Source organism: Erwinia sp. Eh17-17 (assembly GCF_039675725.1).
Lineage (GTDB): Bacteria > Pseudomonadota > Gammaproteobacteria > Enterobacterales > Enterobacteriaceae > Erwinia.
In genome coordinates this window covers 463,308-487,101 of the sequence record NZ_JBDFQT010000002.1, presented here as the reverse complement: position 1 = coordinate 487,101, position 23,794 = coordinate 463,308, and the positions used below count along the sequence as shown (strand labels likewise).

Genomic DNA, 23,794 nt, shown 5'->3' with positions numbered 1-23,794 from the left:
CAGCCTCAGCGCGGGTTTCAGGCTTTATTTTTTATGCGTAATGAAGCGCTTAATGCAATTGCAGGCCGGATGAGGAACAAACCGATGAGGGCCGCTTATACTTGAAGAGATGCCGCCCGGAACAGTGCCTGCTGGCGGTCCGTTGTACAGTTGTACAGAGGAGTGACGCTATGAACCATGTCTGGGGACTGCTTGCGCATCCGGGTCGGGAAATGCGCGATATTAAGCAAGAGAATGAAACCCTCTCGCATCATTACACTCACCACGTGCTGCTGATGGCGCTGATCCCGGTGATCTGCGCCTTTATTGGCACCACGCAAATTGGCTGGGATATTGGCGTTGAGCGCACCATCCCGCTGTCGTTTGCCAGTGCGTTTACGCTGGCGATCCTGTTCTACGCGCTGATCCTGCTGGGGGTGGCGGTGATGGGCCGGGTGATCTGGTGGATGGCGCGTGACTACCCACAGCGCCCGTCGCTCTCCAACTGCCGGGTGTTTGCCGGATATGTGGCGACACCGCTGTTTATCAGCGGGCTGGTCGCGCTGTATCCGCTGGTCTGGCTGTGTGTGCTGGTCGGCGCGCTGGCTCTGGCCTACACTGGCTATCTGCTGTACGTCGGTATTCCACTGTTTCTCAACATTGACCGTGAAGAGAGCCTGCGTTTGTCCGGATCGACGCTGGCCATCGGCATTCTGGTGTTTGAAGTGCTGCTGGCGCTGACCGTGGTGATCTGGGGCTATGGTTATCAGCTATTCTGACCGTCTGTACCGCCGGGAAACCGGCGGTCTGTTGGTAACGCTCAGAAACGAATATCCTGTAGGATAATCCTTAACTTCCGGCGTATTATGCGTGCGCCAGCCCCCGTGATACTGCGGGAAGCGGCGTGTGGCCTCCACACTCCCCATTATCAGCCGTTAAGTCTTCACGATGCCTGCAAAAATTCGTTTGTCTTTATTAAGTGTGGTTCTGCTGTTTTCTGCTCAGGGTGCTGTGAATCAGGCCGATGCCCGAACTCATCAGCCTGCTGTCGCGACGACATCCGCTCAGCCTGAAATTGCCTCTGGCAGTGCCATGATTGTTGACCTGAACACTCAGAATGTGATCTACGCCAGCCATCCGGATCTGGTGCGCCCCATTGCCTCAATTACCAAACTGATGACCGTGATGGTGACGCTGGATGCTCACCTGCCGATGGATGAATTGCTGAGCGTGGATATCAGCCATACGCCTGAAATGCGCGGCGTTTACTCCCGCGTGCGCCTTAACAGCGAAATCAGCCGTAAAAATATGATGCTGCTGGCCCTGATGTCGTCGGAAAACCGTGCGGCTGCCAGCCTGGCACACCACTATCCGGGCGGCTACGACGCCTTTATCCGCGCGATGAATGCCAAAGCGCGTGCGCTGGGCATGAGTAACACGCACTACGTTGAGCCGACCGGGCTGTCGATTAAGAACGTCTCGACGGCGCGCGATCTCAGCAAGCTGCTGATTGCCAGCAAACGCTATCCGCTGCTGGGGGAACTCAGCACCACCCATGAAGATATGGCGACCTTCCGTAACCCGAATTACACCCTGCCGTTCCGTAACACCAATCATCTGGTGTATCGCCCGGACTGGAATATTCAGCTGACGAAAACCGGCTATACCGATGAAGCCGGTCACTGTCTGGTGATGCGTACGGTGATCAATCACCGTCCGGTATCTCTGGTGGTGCTGGATGCGTTTGGCAAATACACCCACTTTGCCGACGCAAACCGCCTGCGTAAGTGGATGGAAACCGGCAAAGTGTCTCCGGTGCCTCCGGCTGCGCTGAGTTATAAAAAGCAGAAGGCCTCACAGTTTGCGGGCAACCGCACGGTCGACGACAGCGCGGCAGATTAATGACGCTGGCGAACGGGTGATTAACCCGTAGGGACGGCCTTCTTTCCCGGTCGTCCCGCTTATAATGCCCGCTGCATCAATAGCGTATCCCGCCATTCACCGTGTTTAAACCCTACGGCGCGGAAGTTGCCTGCTACCTCAAAGCCCAGTTTCTTATGCAGATTGAGTGAACCGGCATTGCGTTCACCGTTGCCGATAATGGCCAGCATCTGGCGAAACGGCCCCTGCTGACAGCGGGCGATCAGCGCGCTCAGCAGGGCGCTGCCGATGCCGCGCCCTCCCATTTCGGCGGCAATATAGACGGAATCTTCGATGGTGAAACGGTAGGCCGGACGCGGGCGATACTGGGTGGCATAACAGTATCCCACCACCTGACCGTCAAGTTCCGCCACCAGCCACGGCAGGTCAAACGAACAGACTTTTTCATAGCGCGCGCTCATCTCGGCTGCGTCAGGCGGCGTTTCTTCAAACGAGCCGCAGCCGTGCAGCACATGCCAGGCATAGATCAGCGTGATAGCGTCAATATCGGCAGTCGTGGCGTCGCGGACTACCGCGGCAGAATGGGGGAGGGACATCGTTAGTTCCATGCGAATTTTCTTATCAACTTGCCACAACCCGGTAGCATGAGGTCATAGAAAATTCTTATGATAACGACCTTATTTTTACATCAAGAATCCTATAGTCCCGGCCAGGCCAAAAGCATAAACTAGCCGGAATTTGACATGCGCCACCCGGCGCTGTCCTGGTATCAGGAACCTGTACATGTCTGGCTTGTTAACTTTTCTCCGTGTTTGTCTGCTGGCGCTGGTGGCGCTATCGCCTCAACTGGTACTGGCTGCAAATAACGATGATGCGCAGCAAAGTGATGCGCCTCCGAAGGTCAATGCATCCGTTGAACTGCCGAAAATGCAGAAGGTGCTGGATAAGATCAAACAGCAGGTTTCCGGTGAGACCAATGACAGTAAGCTGACGGCGCTTAACGATCTGGCGCTGGAGCTGTCAGGCGATGCCGATACCCTGATGCAGGGTATTATTCCGCAGCGTGCGCAGCTACAGGCGCAGCTGGCGGTACTCGGTCCGGCTCCGCAGGCCAACAGCGGCGTGAAAGAGACCGCAGAGGTGACCAGCAAACGTAATAAGCTGGAAAGCCAGAAAGGGAAAATGGATGATCAGATCAAGCAGGCGGAGGCGATAAAAAGCGGAGCGATCAATCTTTCTGCGCAAATCGTTAACCTGCGCCGCGATGCGTTGAAAACCCAGCTGGCGCTGAATGCAGGCAGTATTCTCGGCCCGCGTTTCTGGGCTCCGCTGTTTAACACCCAAAGCGATGACAGCGCGAAAATCAGCGGCTTTGTCGATGAGCTGGCTACGACAGCGGCCCTGTCATGGGATTCCGGCTGGCGCTTTGGCACCCTGGCCTGGCTGCTGGCCGCCGGGCTGGTGGCAACGCTGGGGCGCCGCTATCTGGAGGAGTTCCTCGCCTGGGTGGGCATCCATCATTTGCCGGAGGGCCGTCTGCGCCGGAGTTTCCTGGCTGCCGCGACGGCTGCCACCACGCTCGCGGCGGTGGTGCTGGCGTTTAACTTCCTCGATCAGGCATTTACCCGTCACGATCAGGTCATTGATGATGTGCGTGATTTTGCCGACAAGCTGGTCGGACTCAGTGTTTTCTGCGGCCTGATTGCCGGTTTAGGCCGCGCTTTCCTCTCTACCCGTCGTCCTTCATGGCGTCTGCCGAATATCTCGAATGAAGTGGCGATGGCGTTAAAGCCTTACCCTCCGCTGACGGCCGCGCTGGTCTTTATCTTCCAGACGGTAGAGATTTTTAACAGCAGCGCCAGCACCAGCGTCGGGACTACCATCTTTGCCAACGGTATGACGGCATTGCTGATCGGTGCCACGGCGCTGTCAATCAGTATGCGTACCAACCGCGTTCGCCGCCGCATGATCCTGGAGGGGAATCAGCCGGAAGCGAAATCCACTCTGGTGGGGCTGATTCAAATGGCGCTGACGCTGATTGGCGTGGCGATCATGATCGCCCTGCTTATCGGCTACATTACGCTGGCGCGCTTCCTGAGCTATGAGCTGATCTGGATGGGGATTGTCTTTGGTTCGTTTTATATCTGCACCCAGCTAGTTGCCGACGGCTGTGAAAGCCTGTTCTCAACCAACAACGCCTCCGGCAAGCGAATTCAGACCTCACTGAATATTGATGAGCGCCATCTGGGGCAGGTGGCTGCGGTGCTGGCGGCGATAGGAAAAACCTTCCTGGTACTGGCCGCCGCCATGGCCTTGCTGAATGGCACCTTTGGCAGTTCGACACCGATTGAACTGGTGCAGAAAGCCATAGAGTTCTGGGGCGGCAAGGGCCTTGAGTCGCTGAATATAGTGCCTTCCCATATGGTCAACGCCCTGATCTGCATGGTGGTGGGCATCTGGGTGCTGCGGTCGGTAAAACGCTGGCTGGAGCATGATTTTCTGCCCAAAACCACCATGGACAAGGGGATGCGCCTGTCGCTGATCACCCTGTTCAGCAATATCGGTTTTGTGCTGGTGATCCTGATGACGCTGTCGATTATGGGGCTGCAATGGAACAAGCTGGCGTGGATCGTCAGCGCCCTGTCGGTCGGTATCGGTTTCGGCTTACAGGAGATAGTGAAGAACTTTATTTCCGGCCTGATCCTGCTGACGGAACGCCCGGTAAAAGTGGGCGACCTGGTGAGTATCAGCGGCATTGAAGGCGATATTCGCCGCATCAACGTGCGCGCCACCGAGATCCAGCTCAGCGATAAATCGACGGTGATTGTGCCGAACTCACAGCTGATCTCGCAGAACGTGCGTAACGCCACCATGGGCAACGCGCAGGGGGTGGCGACCATTACGCTGACCTTCCCGCTGGATATTGACCCGCAGCAGGTACGCCAGCTGCTGCTGGAGGTGTACAACGAGAATGAGCGTATTCTGGAAAACCCGGAGCCGTCGGTCACGTTTAAAGATCTGACCTCCACCGGCATTGTGCTGTCGGTCACCGGTAACGTGGCCAGCCCGCGTCAGGTGGGCGGCGCAAAAAGCGACCTGCTGTTTGATATCCTGACCCGTTTACGTAAAGAGGGCGTGATGCTCTCTACACCGCAAACCATGATCATCGAACGCAAGAATGGTCAGATGGTACTGAAGGACGCCCCGGAGGAGTAATTCCCCCGCCCCGTAGGGGGCGACCTTTTTTTCCGGTCGCCCCGCGCGTTTCTGTTCCGGTCGCCCCGTGCGTTTGCGTTTCTGTCGCCCCGCGCGTTTATTTATCGCAACCGCATTCACCCCAGTGCTTCGCTCGCGTGGTTTTTCCAATGCCCGGATTAAACGTGTTGGTCGGGTCAAGCTGCTGGTAAAAGGCCTTCAGCTGCGGTTTCGCCTGATACAGATGGCCGACGTTATGCTCTGCCGGGTACTCTGCGCCGCGGGCGTGCAGAATTTCCAGCATCTTCTCTTTCAGCGCGTGCGCATCCACCCCTTTTTTCACGATGTAATCCTGATGGAATACGTGACACAGGAAGTGGCCGTAATACAGACGGTGGGTGAGGGCGTCGTCAAACTCTGGCGGCAGTTTTTCAAACCAGTCGCGGTCGTTGCGGCGCAGGGCAATATCCAGCGCCAGAATCTCTTCCACTTCCTCATGATGCACGGCGTGATAACGCACGGCCGCACCGGCAGCGGCAAAGCGGTGCAGAAACGCGTGCGCGCCTTCTTTCCCTTCACACTCGAAAAACTCACCTTCGGCATCGTTAAAAAAGGTGTGCAGATAGGCCCGCGCTTCCGCCACGCCCTCACCGGACATTTTCAGCATCAGATGGTGTTCAAAACGGTCGCGATACTGTTTCATGCGGGGCGGCAGATGTGACGGCAGCAGCGCGGCAACTTTTTGCAGCACACGGTCGCTGAAGTGGGGTTTCAGCCATTTGATGCGCGCCAGCAGAGCATCCACACGCCCTTTGAGCGTGAAGAACAGCGGCATTTTGTCGGTGCCGAGTTTATCGATCATCACAAAAGTGTCTTTGCCGTAAGTCTCCGCAATATCAAAAATATCACGGTGCATATACTCTCCGGCCACCGGCAGGTGGGTGAAGCTGGCCAGCATATGGCGGCGCAGCTGGTCGAGCACCGCCGTATCATTGGTGCCAATGTAGAACACCTGCTGGGCACTCTCGCTGGCAAAGGTATCAAGCCGGACCGCGAACAGGGCCAGCTTGCCGGCACAGCCGGAGGCTTCAAACAGGCGACGGGCATCGGCGTTAAAGCGCGACGGTGTGTCGGCATCAACGTCGCGCACCCGTTCTGCATAGTCCGGGTCGGACGCGTGGCGCTGGTCGTGCAGCACATCGCTCTGCTGCCAGCCGTCATCATCCAGCCTGCCGAGGATCTGCTCCGGCGTCATCCCCAGATTGATACCAAGGTGGTTGACCAGCTGCAGCTTACCGCTGGCATCAATCTGTGCGTACAGCGCCATTTCAGTGTAAGCCGGACCGCGTTTGACCAGCGAACCGCCGGAATTATTACAGATGCCGCCGAGTACCGACGCGCCAATACAGGACGAACCAATCACTGAATGCGGCTCGCGGCCCAGCGGCTTCAGGGCTTTCTCCAGCTGATACAGGGTACTGCCGGGAAAGGCCAGCACCTGTTTTCCCTCGTCCAGCAGCTTAATTTTATCCATGCGCAGGGTGCTGATAATCACGATATCGCGCGGATAATCGTTGCCGTTCGGCGTTGAACCTTCGGTCAGCCCGGTATTGGCCGCCTGCATCAGAATAATCACGTCGGCGGCGACGCAGGCCTGTAAAATCCGCCACTGCTCCAGCAAGGTGCCGGGAAACACCACGGCCAGCGCATCGCCTTCGCCCGATCGGAACCCCTTTCGATAACGCTCTGTTTTTTCTGGTTCCGTTAACAGATGGTTGCGGCCCACGATACGGCCCAGTTCAGCGATAAGTTTTTGTCCTGCCTGTTGGGAAGTGTGCATGTCATGTCCTTGTCAGTATCACCGTACTACTTTAGCACTCGCCGCCGGGCAATAAAGTTCCGTCTGAGACCTCTGTGATTCGTGACCTGAAAACTAGCTGCTATTCTCAAGGTGTGACACACTGCATCCATCGGTATCGTGCAGTAAATATCAGATACGCCACAGACACTTGAGAGAAAACCATCAGATGAAATGGATTTGTTCTGTCAGCTTTGCCGTTAGCCTGGCAATTCAGCCAGCGTTCGCCGACGATCTTATCGGCCCACATCAACTTACTCCGCAGGCGCGTGACGCTTTTGTTACCGAACTGCTGAAAAAAATGACCCTGGACGAAAAAATCGGCCAGCTTCGGCTGATCAGCGTCGGGCCGGATACGCCGAAGGAAGCGGTGCGCGATATGATCCATCAGGGTCAGGTTGGCGCGATTTTCAACACGGTGACGCGCCATGATATCCGGGCGATGCAGGACCAGGTGATGCAGCTCAGCCGCCTGAAGATCCCGCTGTTCTTTGCTTATGATGTGATCCACGGCCAGCGTACGCAGTTCCCAATTCCGCTGGCGCTGGCCTCCAGCTGGGACACCGATGCCGTAGCCGAAGTTGGCCGTATTGCCGCCTATGAAGCCGCCGATGACGGGCTGAATATGACCTGGGCACCGATGGTGGATGTCACGCGTGAACCCCGCTGGGGACGCGGCTCAGAAGGCTTCGGTGAAGATACTTATCTGACCTCAGTGATGGGGCGCACCATGGTGCAGGCCATGCAGGGTAAAAGCCCGGCCGATCGCTATTCGGTGATGACCAGCGTGAAGCACTTCGCTGCCTATGGCGCCGTGGAAGGCGGACGCGATTACAACACCGTGGATATGAGTCCGCAGCGCCTGTTCCAGGACTATCTGCCGCCGTATAAAGCGGCGCTGGATGCAGGGAGTGGCGGGGTCATGGTGGCGCTGAACTCACTGAACGGGGTTCCGGCCAGCGCCGACAGCTGGCTGTTAAAAGACGTGCTGCGCGAAGACTGGGGCTTTAAAGGCATCACCATCAGCGACCACGGTGCGATTAAAGAGCTGATTAAACACGGCGTGGCGCGTGACCCGCAGGACGCGGTACGCATCGCGCTGAAGTCCGGCATCGATATGAGCATGAGCGACGAGTATTACAGCAAATACCTGCCGGGGCTGGTAAAAAGTGGTGAAGTCAGTGAGGCCGAGATTGATGACGCGGCGCGCCACGTGCTGAATGTAAAATATGATATGGGGCTGTTCAACGATCCGTACAGCCACTTAGGCCCGGCCGGCAGTGACCCGGCAGATACCAACGCGGAAAGCCGCCTGCACCGCGCAGAAGCGCGCGACGTGGCGCGCAAAAGTATGGTGCTGTTGAAAAACCGCCTGGAGACGCTGCCGCTGAAAAAATCCGGCACCGTGGCGCTGATTGGTCCCCTGGCCGACAGCCAGATCGATATTATGGGCAGCTGGTCTGCGGCAGGCGTGGCGGCACAGTCAGTGACGCTGTTGCAGGGGATGAAAAATGCCACTGCCGGTAAAGCCACGCTGCTGTATACCAAAGGGGCCAACGTCACCGACGATAAAGGGATTCAGGACTTCATCAATCTGTATGAAAAAGCGATGACCGTCGATACGCGTACCCCGCAGCAGATGCTGGATGAGGCGGTGGAAACTGCCAAAAATGCAGATGTCGTGGTGCTGGCGATCGGTGAAGCGCGCGGGATGGCCCATGAGGCGTCCAGCCGCAGCGACCTGACGCTGCCGGAAAGTCAGCTGAAGCTGATTGATGCGGTGAAAGCGACCGGAAAACCGATCGTGATGGTGCTGATGAATGCCCGCGCCCTGACGCTGACCCATCAGGTTCAGCAGGCGGATGCGATGCTGGAAAGCTGGTATGCCGGTACGGAGGGCGGTAACGCCATTGCCGACGTGCTGTTCGGTGACTATAACCCGTCCGGTAAGCTGCCGATGTCCTTCCCGCGTTCAGTGGGGCAGATCCCGATCTATTACAATCACCTGAATACCGGGCGTCCGTATAACTTCGAAAATCCGAACAAGTACACTTCACACTACTTTGATGAGGCTAACGGTCCGCTGTTCCCGTTTGGTTACGGGTTAAGCTATACCCGCTTCACGCTGTCGCCGGTGACAATGTCCGCCAAAACGATGCCACGTAACGGCACGGTGAACGCCAGCGTGACGGTGACCAACAGCGGTAAGCGTGATGGTGCCACCGTCGTTCAGCTCTATCTGCGCGACGAAGTGGCCAGCATCAGCCGTCCGGTGAAAGAGCTGAAGGGCTTCAAGCGCATTATGCTGAAGGCCGGAGAGTCGCAAACCGTGACCTTCCCGATAGACGTCAGCGCGCTGAAGTTCTGGAATGCCAGAATGCAGCAGGTGGCAGAGCCGGGTAAATTCAGCGTGATGATTGGCCTGGATTCAGCGCGTACCGTTGATGCGGAATTTGATTATCTGTAAAGCGGGTCGGGGCGCGGTGCGCCGCGCCCGTTGAATGGGCAAGGACATGGTTAATTTACGCGACAGAATTCAGCAGCAGGTTTTCCGCTTAAACGGCCTGTCGCTGAATGAATTCGACCTGTCACAGCCGCCAGGTGACCCCGGCCTTTACGGACCGGACAGCGTGATCTGGCGGGTACACGGTGACTTCACGTCAATGCTGTGCGGCGGCATCTCCGCGCTTTTGCTACAGATGCTGCACCCGCTGCCGCTGGCGGGCGTCTGGGACCACTCCACCTTTCGCGAAGATATGATGGGGCGGCTGCGGCGTACCAGCCAGTTTATTGCTGTTACTACCTTCGGTAATACGGCCGATGCCCGTATCCTGATCGAGCGCGTGAAACGGATCCATCTGCGTGTGAACGGGGTGGACGCGCACGGAAACCCCTATGCCGCCAGCGATCCTGCCCTGCTTACCTGGGTTCACGTTGCCGAAACGTACTGTTTTCTCGCCGCTCATCTGCGCTATAAAGATCCACAGCTCAGCCTGAGCGAACAGAACCGCTATTACGCCGAAGCTGCACAGGTTGCAGAAGCCCTGGGGGCGGAAAATGTCCCTAAAAGCGTGGATGCAGTTGAGCGCTATTTACAGGCCATGCGGCCGCAGTTGCGCTGCGACGAGCGCACCCGCGAGGTGCTGTCGCTGCTGATGAATGCCCCGGCTCCCAGCTGGCAGGCACGCCCGGCGATGAAAGCGATCCTGCTTGCCGGCGTCGCGCTGCTCCCCGCGTGGGCGCTGCAAGACTTTGGCCTGCATTTTTCCCCACTCAGGCGCCGGGTTATCCACGCCCGTATCCACGTCATTGCCGCCATGCTGCGCTGGGCTATTCGCCGCGGGGCTTTGCAGCGCGCAATGACGCGCGTCGGACGCTAATTTCTTTTCACTATATCGCCTGCGCAACAGTACTGAGATGGACGGGTGATTTCCTGCCTCTGACCCCGACCCGATACCTGTCAGCGTAAAGTCCAGGGGCGGGACAGGCCTCGACCGCTCTGTTTTATGCTGTTGTCGCAGACATTTTGAGACTTTTACCCTTGCCCCGATGTCCCGTAACGCGCCATTCTCATCTATTCTCAAGGGAATGTATCCCTCCACATACCGTCGAGGCGTTATGACACAGCCCTATCAGATTGCTGAAGTGACTAATCAGCAGCAGACGCTTATCGCCATCGTTGAACAGGATGAGCGCACCGCGTATTTCTATATCTGGCCGGCCGAAGAGTTTCGCCAGCAGTATGCCGTGCGCGGCTGCTGGTTGCGTAACCTGCTGCCCGCCCCTTTGCAGGAAGATGTGGCTGCCATGCAGCAGGGAACACCACCGCTGCTGAGCGCAGAGTATTGCCGCACGCTGGCCGCCGAGCCGATGCTCGATCCGGCCGGGCTCCAGATCGTCTGGGAGCCGAGCGATGACGGCGCTGCATTATGGTATCAGGGACAGCTGCTGGCGGTGATCCCCGGCTGGAGCCTGTATCAGGATCAGCAGGTGAGTTTTTCCGCCGGCTGCATTAAGGCCAACCGCCTTACCTCGCCGCTGGGTTCTGCCTCCACTAATAAAAATTATGCTGCCGCGCAGCAGCACCGTCAGTTCTGGCGCGAGTGGCATGATGGCCAGCTGTGGGAACCCTTCCAGCAGGAGATGCTGCAATGTTATGAAGCACAGTACGGCGAGTCACTGAAGTATTACTCTATCGACCAGGGTAACTGGCCCCCGATGGCTATTTCGCAGCATTATCATCAGGGCAGCTGGTATTTCCTGACGCTGGGAATGTGTATTCGTCCTATGCCGTGGGTGGATTTCCTGTTTGAAGACCTTGCTCCCGAATACCGGCGCACCGAGCTGGCCATCGCCATCGATGCCGAAGTGATGACGGAAGAGAATGCGGTGCAGATGGCCAGCGCGCTGGCGGGTTTTGCCCATATGCCGTGGGCGCGTCTCAGCTGGCTGGGGGAAGGACACACGCTGGAATCGGCGGTCGCCCCGGTAGGCTTCGAAGGGTTTATTCTTTCGTCCGCGCTGGGGCGTGAGAGCGGTCAGTTCCCGCTGCCAAAACGAGACGGTGAGAAGGTTAATCTGCTGTGGGCCGCGCCGATCACCACGCCGGAACGCGAGTTTGCCCGCACTGAAGAACACGCCGGGCAGGAGCTGATCGCACGGCTGTTGCAGTACGGCAGCGGACATATTTTCCGCGCCCGTCAGCAGGTGGTGAACGTCGAAGAGTGACAGGAGCAATCCCGGCTGCAACGTCGGGATAACATCCTGTCGCCGTTAACGTTACACACAGCACGATTTTGTGCAGATCATTAGCCGTTTCTTATGTCAGAATAGTGACTATCAGTTCTGAGGAGTCGGCATGTCTGCAATTGAAGTTATCCTGGTCGATGATCAGGACCGTCCTACCGGTAAGATGGAAAAAATAGAGGTTCACGAAAAGGGGTTGCTGCATCGTGCGGTGACGGTTTACGTGTTTAACTCTGACCATCAGCTGTTGTTACAGCGCCGCGCCAGTGGGAAGTATCATTGTGGCGGGCTGTGGAGTAACACCACCTGTGGACATCCTTACCCGCATGAGTCTACCCGACATGCCGCCGAGCGTCGTCTGGCCGAAGAGATGGGACTGCATCTGACGCTACAGCCGGTGTTCGAGCTCAGCTATAACCTTCCTCTCAGCAATGGTCTGACTGAGCATGAATACGGTCATGTCTTTTTCGCCATCAGCGATACACCGCCTGACATCAACCCGGAAGAGGCCGACGAATGGTGCTACCGTTCACTGGACGACATTCAGGGTGAAATGGCGCAATACCCGGAGCGGTTTACCCCCTGGTTCCTGCTGACGTTTGCCCGTATTCCGGCGGAATTTGCGCGTTTTATCGGGCAGCAGCAGGTTGCCCGCGTCTGCACATAACCCGCCGTCGCAAATCGCACTGAAACGGGTATTCCGGGCGTCCTGTCAGGAACGAACGATGAAGGTGTATCCGGCCAGCATGACGCCGCCAATACCGCCGAGCGCCATCAGCAGAAAAATAAACACCACACCAATCTTTTGCCAGTTCATAACGTTGCCTGTTTTTTAAATGAGGGCGAAGTATAGCGCTTTCGCCCCAGGGAATTAAGCCAGTGAAGGGGGTTTATTGTGCCGCTGCGGGCTGTTTTGTGAAAAACAACGTGACGCGTGCCACTTCAATACCGAATTTCTTCATTGAGGTGACGTTCATCAGATGGTCAGCATCCTGCTGATAAATCCAGTCATCGAAGTTCAGTTTGTAGCTGCTGTCGTCAGTTTTAACCGTCATGGTATAGCGCCAGTTGAAAGCGTTACCGCTGGCCTGGCCCTTCGCCGTACCGATGATATCGCCCGCCGTACCGACGTAGCTGCCGTCGGCCAGACGACGAATATGCCAGATGCGGGTCTGTTTTTCGCCGTCGTCATAGACGAACTTTTCGTTTAACGTCAGGGTGTCACCGACCACCTGACCCTGGATTGCTACCTCAAAGCGGCGGATCTGCTTGCCGCTGTAGTCCTGCACCATTCCCCAGGCGCGTGATTCACCGTTGAACCAGCTGAAAATATCAATCTTTGGCTGGGCCTGCTGATACTCCTCCAGCGTGGTGCCACAGCCCGACAGTAACAGGCTGCACGTCAGTAACAGGGATTTCCACATCATTAACCTCCGGTCAGTTCCCGACGGATATCGGGGTAAGTCGTATCGGGCGACAGCCAGATATTGAGGAACGCATCACGAAAAGCGGGATCAAAACGCGGCCCGATGGGCTTGATAGCGGACTGAGTGCCTGACGGCTGCCAGTAAAACTGGCCGCCACTGGCATCTGCCTGAAATGCAAGGCGGCTGCCATCGTTGACATTGGGCCAGACGGTCGCCAGCTGTTTCAGCCACTGCTGGCGCTGTTCGCTGCTGCCGGTTTTCTGGGCCTGCCACTGTTCGAGCGTGGCATCCAGCAGCTCCTGACGGCTGATCTCCCGGCGATAGGTGATGATCAGCGCCAGCGGCCACTGCTGCGGCTGCCAGCGTCCACCGGGCGTCAGCAGCTGCGAGTCATAGACGGTAAAGGGTCCCCAGGTCAGCGTGGCCTGGCCAACATTCTGCCAGCGCAGCCAGTCAGCGGCCTGAGTCAGCGGTGTGAACAACAGCAGTAACAGCAGCAGTTTTTTCATACTGATCTCCGCAACAGGCGGCTGACTGCAGGCAGCCAGATCGCCCAGCCAACGGCCATCACGGCCAGTACCAGAGCAGGGGATTGTTGCCAGTGCAGGCCACCCAGCCGCTCACCGATGAAATAGGAAAAGGGCCCACCCAGGGCGCCGATGGCGATCTGCCAGCGTACATTCAGGGCGTAGCGGCTGAGGATCAGCCACCACCAGCAGCTGAACGTCAGCCACAGCGCGACCATCCAGACCGGGAAAGCCTGGCTGCCGCTAAACTGAAACAATCCCAACACCAGCCACAGGCTGTCCATCGCTACACCCGCCAGCGCGACCAGCAGCAGGCGGGGTTTTACCCGGTGAGGGCACAGCAGCCAGGCACTCAGTGCGCCAGCGCTCAGCAGCAGCCAGAGGCGCTCACGCAGCGCAACCGCCAGCCCCCAGTAGATATCGAAGGCGAAGGTCAGCAGCCAGAAGCGCAGGCGACTCATGCGCGCTGCAGCGTCAGTTGAACGGTGCCAATGGTTTGTGCGCGGAAACCCGCCTCGCAGTAACAGAGATAGAACAACCACATACGGCGGAAACGTTCGTCAAAGCGGCCATTCGCCAGCTGTGGCCAGGCGTGGTCAAAGCGTCGCCGCCACAGCTGCAGGGTCTGCGCATAGTCCGGGCCGATCTCCAGCTGGTCGATCTCAGTAAAATCACTGACCTCGCGCATCGTGTTTTGCAGCATGCTGACCGAAGGTAAAAAACCGCCGGGGAAGATATAGCGCTGGATAAAGTCCACGCCGCGCGCGTAGCTGTCAAAACGATCTTCACTGATGGTGATCGCCTGTAAGGCCAGGCGCCCACCCGGTTTCAGTAACTGCTGGCAGCGTTCGATAAACAGCGGGATATAGGCTTTACCCACCGCTTCAATCATCTCAATTGACACGATTTTGTCGTACTGGCCTTTGAGGTTGCGGTAGTCCTCGCACAGTACGGTGACGCGATCGCTCAGCCCGGCGGCAGCAATGCGCTGGCAGCAGTATTGGTACTGCTCGCGCGAAATGGTGGTGGTGGTGACCCGGCAGCCATATTCGCGCGCGGCATATTCGGCCATAGCCCCCCAGCCGCTGCCAATTTCCAGCAGATGATCGTGAGGGGTGAGAGCCAGTTTGACGCACAGGCGTTTCATTTTGGCCTGCTGCGCCTGCTCCAGCGTCATCTCCGGATGCTGGAACCAGCCGCTGGAATAGAGCATCGCCTCATCAAGAAAAGTGGTATAGAAGTCGTTGCCCAGATCGTAATGTGCCGCAATATTGCGTTTCGCCTGGCGCACGTTGTTCCGACGCAGCGCATGACGTAGCTGGTTAAACGGCGCGGTCAGCCAGCTGAGACGAGCTTCGAGTTTATCGGCGACGCGGATATTCTGCGCCAGCGTCAGGATCACCGCGGTTAAATCCGGGGTATCCCAGTCGCCTTCCATATAGGCTTCTGCCGCTGCAATGCTGCCGCCCAGCAGAATGCGGCGATAGGCGCGGGAATGGTGGATAGCCACTTCCGCCTGCAGAGCGGCCTGGGCATCACCGAAAAACTGGGTGCCGAGATGGGGATCGTGCAGGGTGATCCCCGCATCTTTAATCGCATGCAGCAGGGAGAAAATTACCCGGCGCGAAGTGGAGAAGCGTTTACCCGTTTTTTCACGGCGTATCAGGCTGAAATCAGTGCCAGTCATCGGTTATTTCTCCGGCTTGCTGTGGTCATAGACCGGCGCACCTTTGCGCCAAAGTTTCCACGCCTGCCAGTAGATCGCCAGCGCGGTTCGAACGGTCATCATCGGAAAGCGCCAGAGAAAATGGCGCAGCGTTTGCCGGGTAAGCGGCTGGCGACGTAAATGCAGCGTGGCGTCAAACTCCCGCCCCTCGCGGTGGTTCTCAATGTGCACCATCAGGGATTTACCCGGCGGTGTCAGCCGCCAGTGGTACACCATATCCATCGGGTTAAAGGGCGAGACGTGAAACGCTTTTTGCGTGGTTTCGCTGCCGTCGGGTTTCACCGCGTAGGTGTGGCGCTCATTCCACGGCGTATTGCGCACCTCGGCCAGCATCCAGCGCAGAGAATCAGCGGCATCGTACAGATAGTAAAGATTGACCGGATTAAACGAGCAGCCAAAGTAACGCAGCTGCGTCAGCAGCATCACCCGACCGGAGAGCTGCTCGCCGGTCAGCGCGGCAATACGCGCCTGCGCGCGCTGTTTAATGTTGCCTCCGCCGCCGAGAAAATCGTCTTCGCTGAAGCTGGCGGCGCACAGGCGGCTGTTACCAATCCCCAGGCTTTTCAGCTGCGAAAGCTCGTCCAGGTCAATCAGCGGCATAAAAATGCGGTAGCTGAACTGGTGATCCACCGGGGTAAACCGGCGGTGGCGCACGTGGCCGCTGTACAGGACGCTGTTCACAACAGACCTGCCTGATCCATTGCCACGGTGACATCAAGCGCGCTGCGGATACCGTCTTCATGGAATCCGTTATAGCTCCATGCGCCGCAGAACCAGGTGCGGTTAGTACCGTTTAACAGCAGGCGCTGCTGCTGGGTGCGCAGGCACTCAGGGCCAAACTGCGGGTGGTGGTATTCGAAGCGGCCTAATACCTTAGCCGGGTCGATAGCCTGCGTCGGGTTGAGGCTGACGCAGAAGGTGTGCGCCGACTTAATGCCCTGCAAAATATTCATATTGTAGGTGACGCTGGCACCGAGCTGTTCATCGCCTTTTTCACTGTCGTTAAGGCAGTAGTTCCAGCTGGCCCAGGCGGCACGGGCCTTTGGCAACAGCCGGGTGTCGGTATGCAACACCACCTCATTGGCGCGGTAGGGCACACCCGCCAGCATCTCGCTTTCCTGCGGTGAAGCGTCCGACAGCAGCTCTGATGCCTGATCGCTGTGACAGGCGAAAATCACCTGGTCATAGCGTTCCATGCCGCGCGAACTTTCCAGCGTAACGCCGTCGGCATCACGCGTAATACGGGTCACCGGGGTGTTGAGGTATACCTGCATCTGCTGACCGATCAGCTGCATCATGCGACGGATATACTCGCGTGAACCGCCGGGCACCACATACCACTGGGGGCGCTGCGTTAAATCCAGCAGCCCGTGGTGATTAAAGAAGTGCAGGAACTGCGTCAGCGGCATCCGGCGCATCTCACTCAGCGAGGTTGACCAGATAGCGGCCCCCATCGGCAGAATATAGTGCTGGGCAAAGAACTCACTGAAGTCATGGGCCGTCAGGAAGTCGTCAAGACTGCCCTGGTCCTGCTGGTGTTCCAGCCACTGCTTGCCGCAGCGGTTGAAACGCACAATCTCAGCGAGGAAACGGTAAAAAGAGGGCTTCAGCAGGTTGCTGCGCTGGGCGAAAAGGCTGCTGAGCGAGTGGCCGTTATACTCCAGCCCGGTGCGGGCGTTACGCACCGAAAAACTCATTTCAGTCGGCTGGCTTTCCAGCCCGAGTTCAGCGAGCAACGCGAGAAAACGCGGGTAGGTGCGGTCGTTAAACACGATAAACCCGGTATCAATTGCCCAGCGTTGATCTTCCAGCTCCACGTCCACCGTGGCAGTATGACCGCCGAGTGTGCTGCCTGCTTCATAAAGGTGGACGTCTGCGCGTGGGGCTAGTTTCCACGCACAGCTCAGCCCGGCAATACCACTGCCAATAATCGCAACGCGCACAAATCACCTCGCTATTTTCTGCGTTAACAGACGCTGAAGGGCCTGGGGCAACCGCGAAGTCACCCGCAGAATAAAAGCAAACAGTCCGGGGAAGGCGATTTCAGCCTTTCCTTTCTCCAGCCCACGCCGGATAGTGCGTGAGGCCTGTACCACATCGACAATCATCGGCATGGCAAAATCGTTGCGTTTCGTCAGGGGGGTATCCACAAAGCCAGGCAATACCAGGCTGATGCCAATCTGCTGGCGTTTCACATCCTGCGCCAGGCTGCGGGCAAAATAGGCCAGTGCGGCTTTCGATGCGCCATACGCTTCAGCGCGGGGCAGGGCGACCATACTGGCCGTCGACCCCACCAGCGCCACGCGGCTGCCGGGCTGCATTTGCGGCAGCAGGCTGTCCAGGCAGTTCACCGGCCCGCTGAAGTTAGTCAGCATCACCCGGTGGACTTTTTCCGCCTCAACCACGCCATGATCGAGATATTCACAGGTACCCGCGCAGAGAATCGCCAGGTCAACCCGGATGTCGCTAAGTGCGGCCCGCGTCTCAGCCAGGTCGGTGATATCAAACAGGCAAACTTCTATCATTGGGGACTGTGCGGCCAATGCATTTAGACGTTCTTCATTACGGCCGCAGGCCGTGACGTGCCAGCCGTCAGCCGCATAGTCCTGAGCTAATTGCAGACCAATGCCGGAACTGGCTCCGGTAATCAGCACTCGCTTCATGGCTGTAACCTCTTTTTGACCAGACCGATGACGCTGCCCAGCAGCGGAAGTTTCTCGTAGAGCATGGCGCCCATATCGTAGTAATCTCGCTGAAACACCACCTTATCATCGCGAAACTGCAGGTAACTGCTGCCATCCAGCGTCTGATCGGCACCGCGCTGTAGCGACGGGTGGGCATACTCCATACGCCACAGCAGCAGCGCATCGCTGTCAAACTCACGCGTTAAGGTGACGTCGAACCGGCAGTAGCGCATGTTCTGTAACAGGCTGGCGAAATACTGCTCCACGACCGCCAGGCCCTGATGTTCACCTACCGGATCGCTCAGACGCACGTCCGGGTGATAAATCTGCGCCAGCATCGCCAGCCTGTCGCTGTCCAGCGTCTGGTAAAACGTGACTAACTGCTGTAGTGCGACCTGCTGTGACATACCTGCTCCTTTAATCGCCGTGTGAGGTGATGGAGAACCCCTGGGCCTGCCAGTCGGTCATCTGCTCCTGCTGGCGTTTAGTTAAGGCTTTGCCTGTATAAACAAAGAGATGTTGCCCTGGGAACAGCTCCGGTCGCGGTGAGTCAAGCGGTTCAGCCAGCACATCAATGCGCCAGCCCTGCTGGGAAAGCCGCCAGGCCTCCATCCACAGACGCGTCCGGTCGGTAATGCCCCATCCGATCAGCAGCGCATCTTTTCCCGCTTTCTTTCGCGAACCGGTTAAACAGAAGGCAATATAATCAATTAAAGCACCATCTAACAGACTACACATAGCTCGTGCAGTATTTTGTTCTAACCCCAGTCGCTGACGAATAGGTACGTAAACGCGATCGATCAGCGCGTCTGCGGGGTTTTCTTTGCCTGTTGACGCTATTTTTGCCCGCAGCTTTGACGGACGAACCTGACGGAGTACCGCCAGAATCTCTTCCTGAAGGATGAACCATCCATCATCGAAGTTAACGTTTTCGCCTTCGATCAGGGCTTTAACCTTGCCGACCGGAACGCCACTCTCTATCCAGCGTTTGATCTCTTCGATGCGCTCAATATCGTCTTCATCGAACAGACGGTGACCTCCCTCTGTTCGCTGTGGCTTCAGCAGACCGTAACGACGCTGCCAGGCGCGCAGCGTGACCGGGTTAATACCGCAGCGTTCTGCGACGTCTCCGATGCTGTACTGTGCCATGTATTACCTCTTACTCACTTTCGGACCTGTTATCAGCCTAACCAATTACCTCAGCTTGTACAAAGTATTTATTATTGTACAAGTTGAAATGACAAGGATTTACGCTTATATCTCATATAAGAGATTAAATCCCAAATATGAGAAACTACAATGGAACAAACGCCAACAGAACAGCGACTGGCACAACGTCTTGCTGACCTGCGCCTGGAGAAGGGCTGGTCGCTGGAGGCGCTGGCTGAGCTTACCGGGATTAGCCGTGCTTCGCTATCGCGCATTGAACGTGCTGAAACCAGCCCCACCGCCGCACTGCTTAACCGCTTATGTCATGCCTATGGATTGACCATGTCACGGCTGTTAAGCGAAGTGGAGCAGGAAACGATACAGCTGTTGCGGCCCGCTCAGCAAAGCGTCTGGCACGATCGTGAGAACGGCTATCAGCGCCGCACTGTCTCCCCTCCGGCGCAGGCCTTTCAGGCGGAGCTGGTGGAGGCCAGGCTGGCGGCCGGGGCGCGCATTGACTATGACCTGCCGCCGCTTGCCGGGCTGGAGCAGCATATCTGGATACTGGATGGCGTACTGGAGTTTCAGATGGATGACCGCGTATGGCGACTGGAGCAGGGGGACTGTCTGCGCTTTCATCTGTTCGGTCGCACCACCTTCCACGCGCCTGAAGCAACCGGAGCGCACTATGCGCTGGTGGTGGCCCGCCCATGAAAACGATTAACTATCAGTGGCTGGATGCTGCCGGGGCACAGCAGGAGCTGGCGGCACTGTGCAACGTGCTGGACGGCTGCGTGGCGCAGGGCGCGAGTATAGGTTTTGTGAAGCGCGATGCGCAGCAGATGAATCACTTCTGGCAGGATGTCGTTCTCAGTCTGGCCTGCGGCGATAAACAGCTGCTGGTGGCCCGTTGTGAAGAGCGCATTGTAGGCACCGTTATGCTGGTACTGGCGATGCCAGCCAACGGGGTGCACCGCGCCGAAGTGGTGAAACTGCTGGTTCACCCGGACGCGCGTCGCAGCGGGATTGCCCGCGCGCTGATGCAGCAGGCAGAGGCACGCGCCGGTCAGCTCGGGCGCAGCCTGCTGGTGCTGGATACGCGCAGCGGCGACGTGGCGGAACCTCTTTACCGTTCGCTTGGCTGGCAAACCGCCGGGCAGATCCCCGGTTACGCCCGCTCCACCGCCGGAGTGATGGACGCAACCACGGTGATGTATAAGGCGATTGGCCCGGCGGACTGACCCGACGCTGTCCGGATGTGATCTGCAAGACGATTACAGCGTCGCCGCCAGTAAATGACCGGCTGAAACTGCGAGCCTCCTCTGGAGATTAGCGTTTGCAGGCTGACGCCGTCGCCATACTGTGTAAAAATACAGCCTTGTTCAGCAGGAAGTGGTTGTCATGGCGTTAACTGTCGCGTTAAAAACGCAAATTGCCGGGTGGTATAAAGCCCTGCAACAGCAAGTCCCCGATTTTATTCCGCGTGCGCCGCAGCGTCAGATGATTGCTGAAGTGGCCAAAACGCTGGCGGGGGACGATGGCCGTCATCTGGCTATTGAAGCCCCCACCGGGGTGGGGAAGACCCTCTCCTACCTGATTCCGGGCATTGCCGTCAGTCGCGCCGAGGAAAAACCGCTGGTGGTCAGCACCGCCAATGTGGCACTACAGGACCAGATATTCAGCAAGGACCTGCCGCTGCTGAAGAAAATTATCCCCGACCTGAAGTTTACCGCTGCCTTTGGCCGTGGGCGCTACGTCTGCCCGCGTAATCTGTCGGCGCTGGCAACGGACGAAGAAAACCAGGGCGACCTGCTGCTGTTTCTCGACGACGACATGACCGCCAGCAAGGATGAGCGCGCGATCTGCACTGAACTGGAAAAATCACTGAAACGCTACCAGTGGGACGGGCTGCGCGATCACTGTGCTGAGAATATTGAAGATTCGCTCTGGCAACGTCTGAGCACCGACAAAGCCAACTGTCTGGGCAGCAACTGCAACTGGTTTCGCGAATGCCCGTTCTATGTGGCACGGCGTGAGATTGAAGACGCCGATGTGGTGGTGGCGAACCATGCCCTGGTGATGGCGGCTCTGGAAACTGAGTCGGTGCTGCCGCCGCCGAAAAATCTGCTGCTGGTGCTGGATGAGGGCCATCATCTGCCGGATGTGGCGCGCGACGCGCTGGAGATGAGCGGTGAAATCACGCCGGGCTGGACCGTATTGCAGCTCGACCTGTTTTGCCGCCTGGTGGAGCAGTGCCTGGCGCAGTTCCGGCCGAAGCGTCCGCCGCCCCTCAGCCACCCGGACAAATTAAAAGCCCACTGTGAAGAGGTGCGCGAACAGTTGCAGATGTTGTCGCAGATCCTCGGTCTTTACCTGCCGCCGGAAGGTCAGGAGGGGGAGTTCCGCTTTGAGATGGGGCTGCTGCCCGAAGAGATCCTGACGATCTGCGCCCGGCTGTTTAAACTCAGCGATGCGCTGCGCGGGCTGGCGGAAGGCATGATGAACGATCTCAGCGAGAAAAGCGGCCAGTTTGACGTGGTGCGCCTGCACCGCACGTTAATTCAGATGAACCGCGCACTGGGCTGGTTTGAAGCCACCAGCAAGCTGTGGCGGCTGGCCGCCATGGAACAGGCTTCCGGTGCGCCGGTGTCAAAATGGGTAACGCGCGAAGTGCGCGATGGTGCCGCGCACCTGATGTTTCACTGTGCCGGGATCCGCGTCAGCGAACAGCTGGAAAAGCTGCTGTGGCGTAAAATCCCTCACGTGGTGGTGACGTCAGCCACGCTGCGCTCCCTGAACAGCTTTCAGCGCCTGCAGGAGATGTCCGGCCTGAGCGAAAAAGCCGGTGATCGTTTTGTCGCGCTCGACTCGCCGTTTAATCATGTTGCCCAGGGGCAGCTGATTATTCCGCAGATGAAATATGAGCCAATGCTGGCTAACGAAGTGATGCACCTGGCTGAAATGGCGCACTTCTTCCGTCACCAGATTAAACTGGCCGCCCATAAGGGGATTCTGGTGCTGTTTGCCAGCGCCCGTGCGATGCATCAGTTTATTGCCTATCTGCCTGAGCTGCGCCTGATGATGCTGGTGCAGGGCGATAAGCCGCGTCCCGCGCTGGTGGCGCTGCACCGTAAACGGGTAGAGCAGGGAGAAACCAGCGTGCTGGTAGGGCTTCAATCCTTTGCAGAAGGGCTGGATCTGAAAGGTGACCTGCTCTCGCAGGTCCATATTCATAAAATTGCTTTCCCTCCGATAGACAGTCCGGTTATTTTGACCGAAGGGGAATGGCTGAAAAGCCTGAAGCGCTATCCGTTTGAAGTGCAAAGCCTGCCCAGCGCCTCGTTTAATCTCATCCAGCAGGTCGGGCGACTGATCCGCAGCCACGACTGCTTTGGCGAGATTGTCATTTATGACCGGCGGTTGATCAGTAAAAGCTATGGCGCACGCCTGCTGGGCGCGCTGCCGGTGTTCCCGATAGCGCAGCCACCGATGCCGGAAGGCGAGCTGCCGAAAGCCGTCAGCCCGCCCGTGAAGAAAAAGCCCGCATCGCGCCGCCGTCGTTAACCAATATCTGCAACTGACTGAGCATGAGCATGGAATATAACAAAATTATTAAAGAGGTTGGACGCGGTAAGAATCATGCCCGCGACATTGACGCTGAGACCGCCCGCGAACTCTATCGCCGTATTCTGACCGGGCAGGTGCCCGATCTTGAGCTGGGTGCCCTCCTGATTGCCCTGCGTATTAAAGGTGAAGGCGAAGAGGAGATGCCCGGCTTCTACCAGGCGATGCAGGAGCAGATGCCGCGGCTGACGCCACCCGCACATCTGCCGATGCCGGTGGTGATCCCCAGCTATAACGGGGCGCGTCGTCAGGGCAATCTCACGCCTTTGCTGGCACTGCTGCTGTCACGTCTCGGCTTTCCGGTGCTGGTTCACGGCGTGAGCGATGACCCCACCCGCGTCACCAGCGAAGCGGTGTTTGCCGCGCTGGATATGGCCCCGGTGACCTCCTCAGATCAGGCGCAGGCGAAGCTCGACGCCGGTGAGCTGGTGTTTATGACGGTTGGTATGCTGTGTCAGCCGATGGAGCAGCAGCTGGCGCTGCGCTGGCGGATGGGCGTGCGCAACAGTGCGCATACCCTCGCTAAACTGGCCACGCCGTTTGCGGAAGATGCGGCACTGCGCCTGGCCAGCGTCTCGCACCCGGAGTACATCCCCCGCGTGGCGGCATTTTTCAGCGCCATCGGCGGACGCAGCCTGTTACTGAACGGGACAGAAGGTGAGGTGTACGCTAATCCGCAGCGCTGCCCGTCGATCACGCTGATTGCCGGGGAAGAGACAAAGGTACTGCTGGCCCGTCAGGAGGAGACCCCTCTGAGCGGAGACCAGCTGCCTGCGGCAAAAGATGCCGCCACCACGGCCGCGTGGATCCGTCGCTGTCTGGATCGCGAAGTGGCCGTACCGCAGTCGCTGCGCCTGCAAATCGCCTGCTGTTATCTGGCAACCGGACGCGCGGCGGACCTGGATGGCGCGTTAGCCCAGATAGATGCAGCAGGATATTAGCGGGGTCCGGGACGAGCGAAATTGTATGGTGCAGGGGCGGACCCTCTTTTTCGGTCC

General features: G+C 57.9%; 23 protein-coding genes. 11 read left to right on the top strand and 12 right to left on the bottom strand.

Annotation, left to right across the window (positions count from 1 at the left end; translation table 11 throughout):
- The first annotated feature begins 170 nt into the window (after positions 1-170).
- Complete coding sequence (locus ABEH87_RS07610) at positions 171-758, top strand: Yip1 family protein (protein WP_346575380.1); 588 nt, start codon at positions 171-173, stop codon at positions 756-758.
- Positions 759-927: 169 nt separating this feature from the next.
- A complete protein-coding gene (pbpG, locus tag ABEH87_RS07605) occupies positions 928-1,881 on the top strand; it encodes a D-alanyl-D-alanine endopeptidase (protein ID WP_346575378.1) in 954 nt (317 codons plus the stop codon).
- A gap of 59 nt (positions 1,882-1,940) precedes the next feature.
- Here pbpG and ABEH87_RS07600 read toward each other — a convergent pair whose 3' ends face one another.
- Positions 1,941-2,468: an N-acetyltransferase family protein gene (locus ABEH87_RS07600; RefSeq protein ID WP_346575376.1), complete on the bottom strand. Its 528-nt coding sequence runs from the start codon at positions 2,466-2,468 to the stop codon at positions 1,941-1,943.
- 175 nt (positions 2,469-2,643) lie between these two features.
- Between ABEH87_RS07600 and ABEH87_RS07595 the strand changes: the two genes are divergently transcribed.
- Positions 2,644-5,076 (top strand): DUF3772 domain-containing protein, encoded by a 2,433-nt coding sequence (locus ABEH87_RS07595; RefSeq protein ID WP_346575374.1) that lies wholly within the window; start codon positions 2,644-2,646, stop codon positions 5,074-5,076.
- A 97-nt stretch (positions 5,077-5,173) separates the two neighbouring features.
- Here the strand turns inward: ABEH87_RS07595 and dld are convergent, their stop codons facing one another.
- On the bottom strand, positions 5,174-6,895 hold the full coding sequence (gene dld, locus ABEH87_RS07590; RefSeq protein ID WP_346575373.1) for a D-lactate dehydrogenase: 1,722 nt from the start codon (positions 6,893-6,895) through the stop codon (positions 5,174-5,176).
- A gap of 187 nt (positions 6,896-7,082) precedes the next feature.
- Between dld and bglX the strand changes: the two genes are divergently transcribed.
- The 4 genes from bglX (at position 7,083) to idi (ending at position 12,326) form a co-directional block, all read left to right on the top strand.
- Positions 7,083-9,380 (top strand): beta-glucosidase BglX, encoded by a 2,298-nt coding sequence (bglX, locus tag ABEH87_RS07585; RefSeq protein WP_346575371.1) that lies wholly within the window; start codon positions 7,083-7,085, stop codon positions 9,378-9,380.
- A gap of 46 nt (positions 9,381-9,426) precedes the next feature.
- A complete protein-coding gene (locus tag ABEH87_RS07580) occupies positions 9,427-10,293 on the top strand; it encodes an oxygenase MpaB family protein (RefSeq protein ID WP_346575369.1) in 867 nt (288 codons plus the stop codon).
- A gap of 238 nt (positions 10,294-10,531) precedes the next feature.
- The gene (locus tag ABEH87_RS07575) at positions 10,532-11,641 is read left to right on the top strand and encodes a suppressor of fused domain protein (protein WP_346575367.1); all 1,110 of its coding nucleotides are present in this window, start codon (positions 10,532-10,534) and stop codon (positions 11,639-11,641) included.
- A gap of 130 nt (positions 11,642-11,771) precedes the next feature.
- Complete coding sequence (idi, locus tag ABEH87_RS07570; protein WP_346575365.1) at positions 11,772-12,326, top strand: isopentenyl-diphosphate Delta-isomerase; 555 nt, start codon at positions 11,772-11,774, stop codon at positions 12,324-12,326.
- Between the two features lie 45 nt (positions 12,327-12,371).
- Here idi and ABEH87_RS07565 read toward each other — a convergent pair whose 3' ends face one another.
- The 10 genes from ABEH87_RS07565 to ABEH87_RS07520 all read right to left on the bottom strand — a co-directional run bounded on the left by ABEH87_RS07565 (position 12,372) and on the right by ABEH87_RS07520 (position 19,172).
- Positions 12,372-12,476 carry a protein YohO gene (locus tag ABEH87_RS07565; RefSeq protein ID WP_004156777.1) on the bottom strand — a complete coding sequence of 35 codons (105 nt, stop codon included), beginning with the start codon at positions 12,474-12,476 and terminating at the stop codon, positions 12,372-12,374.
- Positions 12,477-12,549: 73 nt separating this feature from the next.
- Entirely contained in the window at positions 12,550-13,083 is a 534-nt protein-coding gene (locus ABEH87_RS07560; RefSeq protein WP_346576185.1) for a DUF3833 domain-containing protein, read from the bottom strand.
- Positions 13,084-13,085: 2 nt separating this feature from the next.
- Positions 13,086-13,595: a hypothetical protein gene (locus ABEH87_RS07555; RefSeq protein WP_346575363.1), complete on the bottom strand. Its 510-nt coding sequence runs from the start codon at positions 13,593-13,595 to the stop codon at positions 13,086-13,088.
- Entirely contained in the window at positions 13,592-14,074 is a 483-nt protein-coding gene (locus tag ABEH87_RS07550) for a DUF2878 domain-containing protein (protein WP_346575362.1), read from the bottom strand. Before ABEH87_RS07550 ends, ABEH87_RS07555 begins: the two co-directional genes overlap by 4 nt.
- Positions 14,071-15,300, bottom strand: coding sequence for a cyclopropane-fatty-acyl-phospholipid synthase family protein (locus ABEH87_RS07545; protein WP_346575360.1), 1,230 nt, complete (start codon positions 15,298-15,300; stop codon positions 14,071-14,073). The genes ABEH87_RS07550 and ABEH87_RS07545 overlap by 4 nt, the downstream gene beginning before the upstream one ends.
- Positions 15,301-15,303: 3 nt before the next feature.
- Positions 15,304-16,020, bottom strand: a complete 717-nt coding sequence (locus ABEH87_RS07540; RefSeq protein WP_346575358.1) for a DUF1365 domain-containing protein — start codon at positions 16,018-16,020, stop codon at positions 15,304-15,306.
- On the bottom strand, positions 16,017-17,282 hold the full coding sequence (locus ABEH87_RS07535; RefSeq protein ID WP_346575356.1) for an FAD-dependent oxidoreductase: 1,266 nt from the start codon (positions 17,280-17,282) through the stop codon (positions 16,017-16,019). Before ABEH87_RS07535 ends, ABEH87_RS07540 begins: the two co-directional genes overlap by 4 nt.
- A gap of 3 nt (positions 17,283-17,285) precedes the next feature.
- Positions 17,286-18,002, bottom strand: a complete 717-nt coding sequence (locus ABEH87_RS07530; protein ID WP_346575354.1) for an SDR family NAD(P)-dependent oxidoreductase — start codon at positions 18,000-18,002, stop codon at positions 17,286-17,288.
- A complete protein-coding gene (locus ABEH87_RS07525) occupies positions 17,999-18,430 on the bottom strand; it encodes a nuclear transport factor 2 family protein (RefSeq protein WP_346575352.1) in 432 nt (143 codons plus the stop codon). The genes ABEH87_RS07530 and ABEH87_RS07525 overlap by 4 nt, the downstream gene beginning before the upstream one ends.
- A 10-nt stretch (positions 18,431-18,440) precedes the next feature.
- Positions 18,441-19,172, bottom strand: coding sequence for a MerR family transcriptional regulator (locus tag ABEH87_RS07520; protein ID WP_346575350.1), 732 nt, complete (start codon positions 19,170-19,172; stop codon positions 18,441-18,443).
- Between the two features lie 150 nt (positions 19,173-19,322).
- On the opposite strand from ABEH87_RS07520, the gene ABEH87_RS07515 reads away from it, so the two are divergent.
- The 4 genes from ABEH87_RS07515 (at position 19,323) to ybiB (ending at position 23,737) form a co-directional block, all read left to right on the top strand.
- The gene (locus ABEH87_RS07515) at positions 19,323-19,886 is read left to right on the top strand and encodes an XRE family transcriptional regulator (protein ID WP_346575348.1); all 564 of its coding nucleotides are present in this window, start codon (positions 19,323-19,325) and stop codon (positions 19,884-19,886) included.
- Positions 19,883-20,413: a GNAT family N-acetyltransferase gene (locus ABEH87_RS07510; RefSeq protein ID WP_346575347.1), complete on the top strand. Its 531-nt coding sequence runs from the start codon at positions 19,883-19,885 to the stop codon at positions 20,411-20,413. Before ABEH87_RS07515 ends, ABEH87_RS07510 begins: the two co-directional genes overlap by 4 nt.
- A gap of 160 nt (positions 20,414-20,573) precedes the next feature.
- Complete coding sequence (gene dinG / locus ABEH87_RS07505; protein WP_346575345.1) at positions 20,574-22,736, top strand: ATP-dependent DNA helicase DinG; 2,163 nt, start codon at positions 20,574-20,576, stop codon at positions 22,734-22,736.
- Between the two features lie 29 nt (positions 22,737-22,765).
- On the top strand, positions 22,766-23,737 hold the full coding sequence (gene ybiB, locus ABEH87_RS07500) for a DNA-binding protein YbiB (protein ID WP_346575343.1): 972 nt from the start codon (positions 22,766-22,768) through the stop codon (positions 23,735-23,737).
- Positions 23,738-23,794: the final 57 nt, after the last annotated feature.